Here is a 14,427-nt window from a genome sequence, read left to right as displayed (position 1 = left end):
ACGGGTAAAGACCAAAGGCGCTAAACCCTCTTCAAATCAATTCCCGCTAGTGTGTTTCATATGAAAGTGCAAGATGCCATCACCAAAAACGTTGTGATTCCGGGCCAAGTCCTCCAATCCCTGATCCAACGGCAAATGTCGGGGACAATGACCATTTACGATCCCTTAGATGAATCGGTATTTTGGCAGCTTTATTTTGGGGGCGGGAAGCTGCATTTTGCCACCAGTGGTATGGGTAAACGGGAGCGCTTAACGTATCTTTTGGGGCAACTGTTTCCGAAAGCAAAATTTCCCATGGGAGATAGCTTTTCCCAAGATTACGATTACATTTGTCAAATTTGGAAAGCTGGAAAATTATCCCTCCAGCAAGTCCGCCAAGTTTTATTTTTTACGACCCAAGAGGCGATCGCCCAGTTTTTATCCCTGCCCCGCGCTGCCATTAAATTTGAACGCGCCCTTAATCTAGATCCCCTGTTGCTGTCCCTGTCCCTCAAAGAAATGGTGCGCCCGATCCAGCCGACCGTTCGTCAATGGGTACAACTCCGCCCCGAAATCGCTTCCCCTTTCCAGCGCCTACAAGTCAAAGACTTCCGTGAAATCCGGAGCCGCTCCTGGCTAAACCTCCAGGACTATCAATTTATGGAAAGCCTCCGGGAGCCCCTCGACCAACAAGTCACCCTCTATGAGCTGAGTCACCACACCCGCCGTTCTACCCTCGAACTTAGCCAACTCTTCCATCCCCTTGTCAAAACAGGCTTGATTGAAGTTATTCCCTATGCGGGCGTTCCCCAAAAACCCAAACCCCGCATTGCCTGTATTGATGACAGCAAATCAATACAACGGGTCGTCAAAATGACCCTAGAAGCCAGTGGCTTTGAGGTTATCGGGGTCACTGAACCTGCTTTATCTCTGAGTACCTTTGCTCGCCAACGACCAGAACTAATTCTGATGGATATCAACATGCCCGAAATCGATGGTTACGAGCTTTGTCGCCTGTTTAACCAATCCGAAATGCTTAGGGATATTCCCGTGGTGATGCTTACGGGGCGCGATGGAATTATTGATCGCCTCCGTGCCAAGATGGTGGGGGCTTCTGACTACATCGCTAAACCGTTCAATCCCCAGGATTTGATACGGATGGTGCAGTCCTATGTGGAGCAAACATCAGCGCAATCTACGCCCTAGAGGTTGTATTTCATAATCTCTAAACTCAATTTTCAGAATAAATTGCGCCAAGTTCTAACACTGATCAAGAAAATAAGATGAAAAAAGTTTTAGTTGTTGATGATTCTAAATCGGAACAAACCCTTGTCCGGGCACTCCTGGAAAAAATGAGCCTAGAGGTCAGCCTTGCAGACAATGGCGATGAAGCCTTAACTTGGCTGCGCAACCATGACCAACCGGATCTAATTTTCCTCGATATTGTGATGCCTGGGCTCAATGGCCTCGATTTATGCCGAGAAATTCGCGAAAGCCTGGGTTACGAGGAAGTGCCAATTATTTTTTGTTCTAACAAAAGCCAGGACTTCGACCGTTTTTGGGCGTTACGTCAAGGGGGCAATGCTTATTTAACAAAACCCTACAGTCCGATGGAATTCATGAAAACAGTCAAAGAGTATTTGGCTTAGATAGTGCTGTTTTTTCTTCGATAAAGGTCTGATTTTGCCATGGTCGCTCCCCCTACCCAAACCGATTTCTTCCGGGTTCAACTGTATCCTGCTGGGGCTGACCCCCTTGCCCAAACGCGCTTGTTGATTCCCCTAGAAAATATGTTGGAAGTGATGACCCTGCCCCGCCAAGACATTTGCCCGGTACCAGGGGTCGCTCCAGGGGTGTTGGGGGTGACGAACCAACGGGGGCAGTTGATTTGGGTGGTGGATCGGCGATCGCCTTCGGGATTAGGAACATCCGCAGCGCGGCCCAATCCCCAGGAAAAGCTAACGGTGGTGCTCCTGGGCCAGGGGGATGCAGGGCAAGTGGGCTTTGTGGTAACCCAGCTTGAGGGCATTGCGCCGTTTGACTTGGGGGAGGCGGCTCCGGTGGCGGCGGCTTGGCAGAGATTTTATCCCCATTGCGATCGCCAACTGGTCAAGGGGCCAGAGACGGGATTTACATTGGCCATGGGCCATTTATCCCGCCACCTACAGGGCGTCCCGGTCAATCAGTAAGTTTTGAGTTTTTTCAACGTCAATTTCACAGAATCACTACCTATGGGCACAACAGAACAGACCATGAACACGGCAACTTCTCCGGCTTTTTCTGAGGAAATCAAAGAACTCCAGGCGGCGATCGCCCTTGATCCGACAGATATCGTGATGAAAATCAGTCTGGCGAGTCAACTGGAAACCGAAGGCTTTTTGCCGGAGGCGGCGGAAGTTTACCGCGACATTGTAGCTTCGGATCAAGACGGCGTCTTTGCCGCCAGTGCCCAACAGGCGCTCCTTGCCCTAGGGGAAGCGATGGATTTCCTAGAGGTAAAGAATGGCAATGGTAACAATGGCGATCGCCCAGCAGCATCAACCAACGGGAACGGAACAACGGCTACGGCCCACCCGCCGGAATCTCCCATTGTCCTAGAAGTCTCAGAAACGAAAGAATACAGCCCAGAGATTGTGGCATTGCAAGCAGCGATCGCCGCTGACCCCACGGACATGGTGGCTCAAATTAGCCTCGCCAGTGCCCTCGAAAGTGAAGGCTTTTTTCCAGAGGCGATCGCCAGCTATCAGCAAATTATTGACCAAGATCCCGAAGGCATTTTTGCCGCCAGTGCCGCCAAAGCCCTTGGAGATCTCCAGGCACAGTTGCCCCAGCCCGATCCAGAGACCGATGACCCCTCGGCGATCGCGCTTCCAGACCAAACTCCCAAACCCGTTGCCCTGGTTTACGACGATGTTGACTATACCGATGTCGATGTCACCTCCCCTCCCCTAAAGCGACTACAAAACCTTTCCATTGCCCAGAAACAATTCATCGGTATTTTTGCTTCCAGTGCCATTGCGATCGCCGGAGTGGTGGCAGCAGGGGCGGTGATTATTGTTACTTCTGGGCGATCGCAGCTCCGGGAACAGGCCACCTCAGAGCTCGCGGTCAACGACATTAACTACAACGTCAAAATTGACCAGATGGGTTTTGGGTTCCGGGGCCAATCGGATAACGCCGCAATCATCGCCGCCGCAGCGGCCTACCAAAGTACAGGTACCGTTCCCCCTGAGCAGCTCGCCCAGGTGCAGGCCATTCTCCAAAACGAAATCCAAGCCCGTAATATCGAATATGCCACCCTGGTCAGTACGAATCTCCGGATTATCACCAACGGCAACGGCGATCGCCAAGGGGAAGTGTTTGACCCCAATGGCCTCGTCACCCAAGCCCTCCAAACGAGACAGCAACTCAAAACCAGCGAACTGCTCTCTTGGGATGACCTGAATCGAGAAGTAACCAGATTCCCCATTGGCACCAAAAAAGGCGAATTTGCCCTCGTCCGCTACACTGTCACCCCCGTGATCGGCAGTAACGATAATCTTCTTGGAGCCTTGGTTTCCGGCGATGTGATTTTCAATGCCAAATTGGATATTGCCGCGAATACTGTTAGCGCGTTCAATGGCGGTTACAGTGCGATTTACCAAGTCAACCCCGATGGTGGTTTCCAGCTCGCCAGTGCCCTCTACCAACAGGATGCCCAGGAAGAAGGGGAAGACAGTACCCGTAAGGTGATCCAGACCTCCCTTAATGCCCCTGATCTACTCACGCTACCGGATTTCTCTTTCCTGACGGCCGCCGTTAACGCTAGGGGGGAAACCGTGGTCGATACCCAGGTGATCGATGGCATCTCCTACACCCTCGCGGCGGAATCCATTCTCAATAGCGCCGGGGAACCTGTGGCGATCATTGTCCGGGGCACCGATGAAAATACCCTCAATGCCCTAATCCAGGACAGCTTACTGCTTCAGACAACGGTGGGTTTAATTGGGGTCTTTGTGGCGGCTGGTCTAGCGTGGCTCCTGGGACGCACGATCACAAGACCGATCAAGCGCCTCCAAAAAGTAACCACCGAGTTTGGGGCCGGGAACCTTGATGCGAGGGCCGAAGTTTTTGCCAAGGATGAAGTGGGACAGTTAGCCACCACGTTTAATAATATGGCAGCGCAAATTCGCTCCATTACCGATGCCGTCGAAGCCCAAGCTCAAGCTAAAGATCAAGAGGCGGCCTTCCAGCGTCAGGAGCGGGAACGTCTCCAGGAAGGGGTGATTCGGTTGCTGCTCCAAATTGAAGAGGTGCGCCAGGGGAACCTCACGGTACAGGCGATGGTAGACGAAGGGGAAGTGGGTTCCATTGCCGATGCGTTCAACGCCACCCTCCGGAGTCTGCGGGCCTTGGTTTCCCAGGTGAAATCTTCGGCAGACGAGGTGTATGATTTGGCGATCGTCAACAATGACCTAATCACGCGCCTCTCCACGGAAGCCACAGTCCAGGAACAGGCGATCCAATCGGCGGAACGTTCGGTACAAGGCATTGCCCAATCCATTCAAGCGGTAGCGAAATCGGCCCAGGGGGCAGCCCAAATTGCCCGAAAATCCCGTTTGGCGGCCCAGGAAGGCCAGGCAACCATGGACGAAACGGTGACAAGTATTGATCTAATTCGGGGTTCAGTGGCAGATACCTCGAAGAAAGCGAAACGTCTAGCAGAATCTTCCCAGGAAATTTCGAAGATCGTTAACATCATTTCTGACATTTCCGAAAAGACGAACCTCCTGGCCTTTAATGCTTCCATTGAGGCAACGCGAGCCGGGGAAAATGGCCAGGGTTTCCGGGTGGTCGCTGATGAAGTACGTCGCTTGGCAGAACAGGTCACCACAGCAGCCCAGGAAGTGGAGCAGTTGATCGGCGGGATTCAAGAAGAAACGGCCCAGATGATGCAGATGATGGAGGAAAGTACTTCCCAAGTAGTCACGGGAACAGAATTGGTGAAAAAGACAAAAACGACGCTCCAGAGTGTGTCCCGCATTAGTGAGGAAATTGACAAAGTGCTGGCGCGGATCTCGAAGGCAATGGTCTCCCAGCGGGATGTGTCTGGGAAGGTCACGAAAATTATGCAATCGGCGGCGGAGGTGGCCCAAAAGACGGCGGCAGAATCCCAAACGATGTCTGGTCAGTTGGATGCGCTAACCCAGGTGGCGATCGCCCTGAAGGATTCTTCGTCCCGCTTTGAGATTGAGTAACGTTTGTATTTTTCGGCTGTTTTAATGTTCTTTTACTATCTTTGCCATGTTGGATGCTGCTAGTTTAAAGGCGATCGCCCTCGAAGCCCGCCACTGCTTTTTGCTGGAAGATGCCCCGGATTTTGTTGAGTTGTTCCACCAAAGTATGGGGCTGTTGCAAGCAGAACTCCAACAACCCGCAGGCCACGATCAGGCAAAGCTATACCAAGATCTGGTGCGCGCTGCCCATTCCATCAAAGGGGGCGCTGGCATCGCAGAATTATCGACCCTGCACAACCTAGCCCACCAGATGGAGGATCTCTTAGAGGCGATCGCCGCCGGCCGGATTAAAGAAGAACAGACTGCACTCGATTTGATCAGCCTCGCCATGGAGGAGGTGCAACATTGCCTCGACTTGGCAGCCCGGGACGACGATCACCCAGGGGACAGTCCGGGGGCCGCACAAATGGCGATCGCCCTCCAAGAATTTCTCGGTCAGGCCCAGACCCCTGCACCCGAAGCCATTGCTCCTGCTGGTAATGCCCCCAGTAAATTTGTCGCCACCGCCCTCAAGGTGGATCTCGAAGCCTGTGTGCAGCGCCTCGAAAAACTCCTCACCCACGATCCCACCCCCCGCAGTGCCGCCCGCCAACTCAAAACCCTCGAAGAAGAATGCCGCCTCCTAGGGGATGCCCTTGGGGTTCCCTGGCTGAAGGCCATTGCCACCCTGATCCAAACGGCCCTAGATAGTGCGGCCATTGATTTCGTTACCCTCAGCCAAGGGGCGATCGCTGAAATCCGTCGTCTGACCCAGGCATACCTAGCCAACCCTGATGAGGCCAAGATTAGCGAATCATTCCAAGCTCTCCTAAGCGTTCCAGAACCACCAAAACTTGAGATCCCAGCCGAGGCTGACCCCAGTCCCGATCCAGTTCCTGCCACGCCAAAACCTGCTCCCAAACAAACCTCTAGCCTGCAAATTCGGATGCCGATCCAGCAACTCAACCGCATGGGGAATGCCGTTGGAGAACTCTTTATTGGCTATGAAAAACTCACCCGGCACCAAGATCAACTCCTCCGGGCTAGCCGCAATCTTAAAAAAAGAACCCAGCAACTCAACCCGATCCGCGATGAAGTAACGGCCCTCTACGATAAATTGGCTGTGGCTACCGCTGGTTCTGGCCAAAATGGTGGCAGCCAGAAACCGTCCTTAGAATTGGCCACTGCGACCCATACGGAATTTGACACCCTCCACTTTGACCAATACACCCAGGCCCATTCCCAACTCCAGCAGTTCCAGGAACTGATGGTACAGGTGCAGGAGATCCAGGAAGATTTGGAACTAATGCGGTGGGAGTTCCAAGAATCTTTAGAAGGGGTGCGGCAACAGCTAGAGTATCTCAACCAGGATCTGACCCAATCGCGCTTGATGCCCTTTGGCAACTTGGCACGCCGTTTCCGTCAGTCCTTGGAGACCTTGAGTAAACGCTACCCCCAGATGGCACAGCTAGCCATTGAGGGGGAACAGGTTTTGGTAGACCAAGCAATTTTGGAACAATTGCGCACGCCCCTGACCCACTTAATCCGAAATGCCTTTGACCATGGCATTGAACCGCCCCAGGAACGCCGCCAAGCCCAAAAAACCGAGACGGGAACCATTCGCCTCAGTGCGCAATTGCGGGGCAATATGGTGGAAATTTTGGTGCAGGATGATGGCCGGGGCATTGATCTAAACCGGGTGCAACAAAAGGCGATCGCCAAGGGACTTTGTGCGCCCAATCACCAACCGACCGAAGCCGAAATCCTTGAATATCTATTTGCCCCAGGCTTTTCGACGAGGGACACCGTCAGCGATCTCTCTGGTCGGGGTCTAGGTCTTGATATTGTCCGCCTCGAACTGGCCCAACTCAAGGGCACCATTACCGCCAGTAGTGAGCGGCACCAGGGGACAAAATTTACGATCCGCATTCCCCTGAGCTTTAATATTTTGCCGTTGCTCCTCTGCCGCTGCCAGCAACAGGCGATCGCCTTTCCTTCGGTGACTGTCCAGGCTGTGCTCTCGCTGGTTAACAAAGACAATTTAGAGTATCCAGAATTTCTCGATTGGCAGGGCACCCCCCTTAAACTCCATGCCCTCGATCAACTGCTGCCCTATCCCCAAAGCAATCTCCTCTTGCCCCCGGAACAGCGGCCAGCCCCCACCATCGGTCTGATCGTACGCCAGGGGAAAAAATCTTTGGCGATCGCCGTGGATGAAATCCTTGGGGAACGGGAACTGGTGCTGAAATCTCTGGATAATACTGTGGCCTATCCTTCCTACGTTGCGGGGTGTACCGTGTTGGGTTCCGGGGAAGTGATTCCGGTGCTTTTACCCGATGCCTTTGAGCAACTCTTAGTCAGCCCAGAGCAACCCCAAGCGTCCAGTCCCGCCCCTGAGCAACCCAAGCGCCAACCGACGATTTTGGTCATTGATGACTCTGTTGCTGTCCGCCGTACCCTCAATAAACTGTTGAATCAAGTCGGCTATCAGGTGCAGCAGTGCCGGGATGGCAAAGAGGCCTGGAACCTCCTCAACCGCTCAAAACAGACCTTTGATCTCGCAATTTGTGACCTGGAAATGCCTGGTTATGATGGCTTTACCCTGTTGCAAATGGTGCGGGGCCAAAGCCAATGGGATCACTTACCCTTCGTAATGCTCACCTCCCGCGATAACGATCTCCACCGCCAGAAAGCCCAGGATCTCGGTGCCAATGATTACTTCACAAAACCGTTTCACCCGGTGCGCTTCCTGAAGGCGATCGCCCAATATGTCGAGGCTTAACCGCAAACCAAGATTACAGGCGCAAATCCAATTCTGTAAATTCTTCAGCATCTATCTCAATGCGGAGCTGGCCCGGTTTAGCGGGTTTGCCATCGATGAATAGGTCATAGACACCAGTTCCTACAGATTCTAGATAGTAGATACCTGCGCCATTGGTCACCGACAATGATCGCTCCTGGGGGTTGTTTTGGTTGACTGCTTCGACCCTTACCCCACCCAGTGGTTTCCCTTGGGCATTGACCACCGTGCCCGCGACAATGTAGGCACGGGTAAGGGGCACATAAATAGGCGTGTAACTACCAGCACTCACTTCTACTGCAAAGGCCGACTGCGTTGTCTGCCAGCCCAGGGGCAAGCCCGCCGGATCTACATCGAAGCGATAGGTATCCGGTGGCAGTCGCACAAAGATTCCTCTCCGTCGCAAATCCGGCTCATATTCACTAAAGCGGTTAATGGGCTGTTCGTTAATCAAGAATAAAAAGTCTGCGGTTTCCGCCTCAATCCCTTGCAAATAGGCCGTTTCTGTTTCATCTTGGACACCATTCCGATTGGCATCGATAAAAGGGATCACCACAATGCCACCCTCTGTTCGTAAACGTTCAAAGCGACTGGGTTTTAGGCTGAAATTAGGTGAAAGGATTGCATCGGAACCAATGAGGAGGCTGAAGCTTGACTCATTACCCGTAAGAGAAATATCTTGGTACCGCGCGGTTAGATTCAGGCCCAAGAGCTGATTGGTGGTTACAGCAATTTGCCATCCTGCTCCCTGGGTGCCAACGCCATAGCCAAGATCGACGATCCAGTCGGAAAGGCGATCGCCCACCGTCGAATTCATTTCATAGCGCCACCCTGCCACGAGCAGCTCGTTCGTCCGGGCCTCGTTGTCCTCGTTGGGGCTACTTTGGTAGCGCGCAAAGACCGAGTGACCCGTATCCACCAGGGCTTCAGGATTACGGAAAAAATACTCTACTTCCGTTGCAATCTGACGGTCACGCAGCCGGTGGTCTAGGGTGAGGTTTTGATAGCGGGAAAACAATCGCCAATCAGGGCTTTGGTCGGCACTAAAGGTCACGCTATTGCGAATTAAAAGATCCCCAAGGGCACCACTGAGGTCGAATCCACCTTCCAGGGCTTTATTGTTAAAGCTCCAACCAACCCGCGTACTAAAACCCGGAAAAAGCCGCCAAGTGGCCTGGGCGATTTGATCGCTGCTGTTACTGTTGAAGGCAAGACGAAAATTGTCACTGACATCCCAGCGGGTGCGAATGCGCTCAGACAGTTCATCTTTGTCAAACTCAAAATCAAACCTCTGGCCTGGATTGAAGCGGACATTGAGATCGTAGCGGAGATCAGATTGTTGTTCTCCCCGTTGTTCGTCGCTATTAAAGGTTGCTGCTCCCGTGATCCGCAGGGGCAATCGACCGGGCTGAAAGAAAAATTCCCCTAGACCTTTAAGTTGACCATCGTAAAAAAGACCCGTACCGAGGGTGAGATTGTCCGTGGCGCCCCAACGGTAGGCGAATCCTCCCTGGAGATCATCCGAGAGGGAGCCAAAAAAAGTATCTGCTTGTCGAAGCCGTTCAAAGCCAGCAGAGAGGAGGAGGGCTGAGGTACCTTTACTCAGCTGCCCAGGCAGAGAAGAAAATTCAGCGGCCCGAATTTCTGGGAAGGCACTCAGTTGACCATTGGGATAAAGTCGAAGTTCGTAGCGATTACCGGCTATGCCGCCTCTGCCTTTATTGGTAGAAGCACTGGGAATATTTTCAAAGCGATAGATGCCAGACTGATCAACGAGTTGTTCCCCAACAATTAAATTGCCATTTTTATTGACCAGTTGAACAAGAGTCCCTGGTTCGGCGCGGCCTCGGATATCACGCTCTAGGCGATCGCTATTGAGACGTTGTTGGGGATTAAAGCCATCGCTGGCATTGGTAAATTCGGTGGGAGGTTGAAAGCCAAAGCGGCGCACGATACTGACACCTGTATAGCGACCACTGCCCTCTGGCCAAAAGGTACGCTGATCGCCGATGACATAGTCGGTACTAGGGGTTTGGCGTAGGTATTGAAATTCTTCGAGTTGCCAACTGCGGGGATCGGTTAAATCGCGTTGATCAATCTTGCTGTACCAACTTCCCCCAAAAAATGTCCCGATGCCAACCAGATCGCCTTCGTATTCTGTGGGGCGATCGCCTCCTCCTGTCACACGAATTTCTTGACCAATGGCACTAAAAGACAAATTCGGGGCTTCAATGCGGGGTAAACCCTCCAACACAATGGGCCGCTCCGGGAGGGAATATCGCCCAGTTAATCCCAAAGAACCTGATGCCCTCAGCCACTCAGGGGTCAGAACAATAGCATATTCAGAAATATCAAACTCCACCGGAATTTGTAGCAGATCGCGGATCTGGGTGATGGTGAATACCAAGCCCAATTGTGGATCTGTATCGAGAAGGCCGGGATCGAGCCTGATGACTGCTCCCGGAGACCGCAATTCTATGGTGCCAGCGGCAAGGGGGGTTGCCGTAAATTGGAGCGCTTTGAGGACATCATTGTAGGCGATCGCCCAGTTGGAAAAATCAATAGCTTGAATGCCATTTTCTGAACCCCGAACCAAGGTGCCAGGATTGGCCGTGCGATCGCCAAGCTTAATCCCCACCGGAATCAAATCAAAGGATACAGGGAAAGTCTCCGACGTGGTTTCCGTTGCACCATTATCAGCAGGCTCGCTGTCCTGTTGGGCATCAACAACCTCAGCACCCAATAGGAAAAGCATGAAAAAGCTGAATAGTAGTAGCCGAAAGGTCAAGGGTAAATACTCTAAACGACGGGGAAAATGTGAGACCTTTTCAGGTTAGAGTGCGCCACAGTTTCTTACAACAAGATAAGTCATCTGGCTGAATTTATTTTTCCCATTGGTGAGGGTCGGGTTAAGGCACGCTACCGTGCGGCAGGCACCGTGACATCAAAGGAAAATGGCGTTGTGGTCACTGCTCCAGATTCGCTCCATTGCAACTGCCCTGCTACTTGATAGGTTCCCGCTGGTAAGTTAGTCCGGTCTGGGGGCAGCTCTAGGGGGAAAAGGCGATCGCCTCCGGCAATTACAGTACGTTGATCAATATCTGCCTGGAGCAAAGGCTGATCATTTTGTGACAATGTCCAGGTGCCTTTTGATTGCACCGTACCATTGCTGGGGTTACTCACCAAAAGTTGAAATTCTTGTTTCGTTGGATCGTAGCTCGCCTCAACGGGAGTCAAGGCAAAATTGACCTGGCCATGTTTCACGTAAACTGTCACCCCCACACGGGCCCGAATACTCAAACCGCCCCCCGCTTCATCTCGTTCTCGCAGGGGTTCAGCAAAGATCACCGACCGATATTCACCATTTGCCGTCGAAGGCAACATTCGCGTAATCAGTCGCACTCGTCTCGTTTGGCCGGGTTCTAGAACCAACTCCCTAGGGGAAAACATCAAATAAGGACTGAGGTCATAGGGATCGGACTCTGCGGTGGAAAAACCAGTGCGCGTGTAGGTAAAAGATTCCGCCGAGAGGCGTACCCGCTGGGATTGGGTTCCCTGGTTTGTTAGACTGATCACCCCATTCGCCATCCCCTGGCTGGTTTCTGTTTTGATCACCATGGGAGAGACTTGCACCTGGGCGTTGAGGGGGAGTGGCAAAAGTAAAGCCAAAGAACAGAGCGCCCAGCTAAGGTTTTTGCGCCAAGACACAACAGGATAAGCCATAGGACAAGGAAGAAAAGAAGTAATGGATAATGAAAAGATGATGGCCTAGAAGCAATCTACGGAGAAAGGCTGCTTACAAATTGCTTATGTGTGTATTATTTAGCCGTAATGGTGACAGTGGTTTGGGCGTTGTATTCTGAAGCGAACAGTTGATCACTATTCGGCGTCCAGGTGGAGCGAATCGTTAAGGTTGCATCACCATTGTCATCTGTATTTTGGTTTTCAATAAGCTCTGGGCCACTGTAATTGTTGAAGCCGTTGCCATTGAGTTCATAGGCGAATTGATGGGTTGCGGTCAGGTTGGTTGCCCCCCCTGTTGGCGGCGTGTAGGTCGCGCTGTCTGCACTAAAGTTGATATCGACGGTGGTGGCATTACAGTCAAACTTCGCTGTATCGCTGGCTTGAAGCTGGGAAACATTGGGCTCACTGCCTGTTTTGATATAGGGGGTGGCTGTTTCCCGGAAGCGAATCACATTATCGAGTACACAACTAGGGCTGACTGTATTACTGATCGTGGTAGTTTCATTAGCAATGGTGCCCCCACCAACCGGGGTTGCATCAACTTCAAACTGGGTGGTGTAGGTGCCGGCGGCAAATTCGGAGGTGCTCCCCTGGAGGGCAAAGCGGGATTGGATATTCACCGTGATCGTTCCGGTACCATCGAGGGAGAGATTTTCGCCTTTACCACCAGCAGTTGACACGACTAAATTGGTTGAGCCACTGGTATTTACGGTGGTTTGAGTATCGACCAGATTTGTAAAAGAAGCCCCTGTGCCGACAGAAACTGTATGAGTAACGCCATTCGGGGAACCGAGATCCAGATTAGCCGGGCCAGTGGTCGGTGCCGTAAGCGGCAGTAGCGTCACATCCAGATCGACATTGCTGAGGTTGTTTCCTCCGGTCGTGCCATCATCGGTACAGCGAAATGTCACGGCGTAGCTTTCGGTTTGGGTTGTGCTGGTGACATCGTAGCTGAGGGGGGAAGGGGGGACGTTCGTCGTAAAGCATCCTGGGGTTTGGGCGGAGGCTTGCTTTGGTTGGAGTCCCCCCAAAAAAAGAGAGAGGAAGATGATCTGAAACCACCACTTGGGAGATGGAACGGCTTGAGAATGCATTACCTGAAGTGTGATCCGATGATATGACTGCTTGATATTTTAGAAGCTGCCGAAGAGAACAGATTGAGCAAAGGCACAAATAATTTGAGAATGAAAAGAAATTCCCCCAATAATCCCGATAGAGGGGGAGATTCCAATAGAGAATTAGTCAGGAGTCACTGTAACAGTGATATCAGCAGAATATTCCCCGGCTAACATTCCATCAGCTCCGCTCCATTTAGATTCAATACCCACTCTAAATAAGCCAGTTGCATTTACTGCTTGAGAAAATCCAGTAACACCATTAGTTGCATCAATGGTCGTACCAGACGTTAGATCTGGATTGCCAAGAGTATCATTATCGTCTACCGCATATTTAGCAACATGAGTGGCAACTAAGCCACTTGCATTTATAGGAGCCATTGGTTTTGAAGTAACAGGTGCATCGATCGCAACAGTAGCAGTATCGGTATTACATTCAAAATCAACATACTGAGTTGCAGAAAGCGCAGTGACATCTACGCCACTACCTGTGGCTGTATAAGCTTTATCGTTGGCATCAAATGCAACTGCACCACCATCGTCGGAGAGTGCACAAGCTGAATCGACTGTACCCGAAAAAGAAGCGGTGTCATCAACTGCGTAGGCTGACAGCATTGCGAAGTTAGCAGCGGTAATGGCCGAAACAAAGATCGTACCACCAACAATAAGCTTGGCAGATTTGGTGCTAAAAACGTTGTGAAATTTCATGGCTTTTCCTCAGTTTTAAAACAAAAAACTTCTGACCTGTAAAGCATTTTTGAATTTGAGGCAGTGATCGTCTGGCTTGACAAATTTCTTTTTGCTTTATACTCCTAATCATACCCAAAAGAGATCCAAAACCTAATAGCAAAAAAAACAAAAATACAAAAGTCCATAAAGTCCATTGTTTTCAGGTAAAAACACAAGAAAAAGCAGTTATTTTCACTGATTTATATGTTTTAAAAGATATTAATTGCACCTAAGTACAGTGGTTTTAAGGGCATTTTTAGGTATTTTTACGGTCAAAACAGTACCAAGCAAGAATACCTAATTGATATTACGGATATCAAGTTAAATCGATTAAATATTTTGTATTTGCACACAAAATCGTCGGTAAAAATCGAGCAATCTGTGGGTTACTTTTGATTTTTTTACCACAAAGAGGGCATCTCCTTGATCAAAAAAAGACACCTAAGGGAACCTCGAAAAATTCAAAATTTCGCCAGATCGGCAACGTATCCTCGTTGTTTCAGGCTCAAAAAATCGTCAAAAAAGCAATTAATCGAGGTTCCCCTAAGTCAGTTTCTTTTAAAGAAGTTCTCTAAAAAAATAAACTTTGTCTTATTTGGTTTTTTGAATCTTGTTGGGTCAGTTGGCACAACAACTGGCCGATAACAGCGCAGAAAAAATGTTTTTGTTAACGACAAGCTCTAGCGGCGATCTCCTTTTTTTAAGAGCTACTTTTGCCAGTAAGTATATGTACTTTATTTTTCCATTACAAAAAGATGGTTTTTCTTTACTGTTCTTTCATCATATCTGCATTTCTTAACGATGT

9 protein-coding genes are annotated in these 14,427 nt (G+C 50.8%); 5 read left to right on the top strand and 4 right to left on the bottom strand.

Translation table 11 applies throughout. The features are described from left to right. The first annotated feature begins 60 nt into the window (after nt 1-60). From FEK30_RS02660 to FEK30_RS02640, 5 genes are all read left to right on the top strand, one after another. Complete coding sequence (locus FEK30_RS02660) at nt 61-1,185, top strand: response regulator (protein ID WP_012308197.1); 1,125 nt, start codon at nt 61-63, stop codon at nt 1,183-1,185. A 77-nt stretch (nt 1,186-1,262) separates the two neighbouring features. Beyond that, a complete protein-coding gene (locus tag FEK30_RS02655) occupies nt 1,263-1,628 on the top strand; it encodes a response regulator (protein WP_012308196.1) in 366 nt (121 codons plus the stop codon). A gap of 39 nt (nt 1,629-1,667) precedes the next feature. After that, nucleotides 1,668-2,168: a chemotaxis protein CheW gene (locus FEK30_RS02650; protein ID WP_138071640.1), complete on the top strand. Its 501-nt coding sequence runs from the start codon at nt 1,668-1,670 to the stop codon at nt 2,166-2,168. 42 nt (nt 2,169-2,210) lie between these two features. Further along, nucleotides 2,211-5,216 (top strand): methyl-accepting chemotaxis protein, encoded by a 3,006-nt coding sequence (locus tag FEK30_RS02645; RefSeq protein ID WP_255447923.1) that lies wholly within the window; start codon nt 2,211-2,213, stop codon nt 5,214-5,216. A 46-nt stretch (nt 5,217-5,262) separates the two neighbouring features. Beyond that, nucleotides 5,263-8,016 (top strand): hybrid sensor histidine kinase/response regulator, encoded by a 2,754-nt coding sequence (locus FEK30_RS02640; protein WP_138071636.1) that lies wholly within the window; start codon nt 5,263-5,265, stop codon nt 8,014-8,016. 13 nt (nt 8,017-8,029) lie between these two features. Here FEK30_RS02640 and FEK30_RS02635 read toward each other — a convergent pair whose 3' ends face one another. The 4 genes from FEK30_RS02635 to FEK30_RS02620 form a co-directional block, all read right to left on the bottom strand. Beyond that, nucleotides 8,030-10,789, bottom strand: coding sequence for a carboxypeptidase-like regulatory domain-containing protein (locus FEK30_RS02635; RefSeq protein ID WP_138071634.1), 2,760 nt, complete (start codon nt 10,787-10,789; stop codon nt 8,030-8,032). A 164-nt stretch (nt 10,790-10,953) separates the two neighbouring features. Beyond that, entirely contained in the window at nt 10,954-11,757 is an 804-nt protein-coding gene (locus tag FEK30_RS02630; protein WP_138071632.1) for a fimbrial biogenesis chaperone, read from the bottom strand. Nucleotides 11,758-11,852: 95 nt separating this feature from the next. Next, a complete protein-coding gene (locus FEK30_RS02625) occupies nt 11,853-12,872 on the bottom strand; it encodes a hypothetical protein (protein ID WP_138071630.1) in 1,020 nt (339 codons plus the stop codon). Nucleotides 12,873-13,016: 144 nt separating this feature from the next. Continuing rightward, entirely contained in the window at nt 13,017-13,601 is a 585-nt protein-coding gene (locus tag FEK30_RS02620) for a hypothetical protein (RefSeq protein WP_138071628.1), read from the bottom strand. Between the last annotated feature and the right edge of the window lie 826 nt (nt 13,602-14,427).

The organism is Picosynechococcus sp. PCC 11901 (genome assembly GCF_005577135.1).
Classification (GTDB): Bacteria; Cyanobacteriota; Cyanobacteriia; order Cyanobacteriales; family MRBY01; genus MRBY01.
This window is presented reverse-complemented; position numbering and strand designations above follow the sequence as displayed.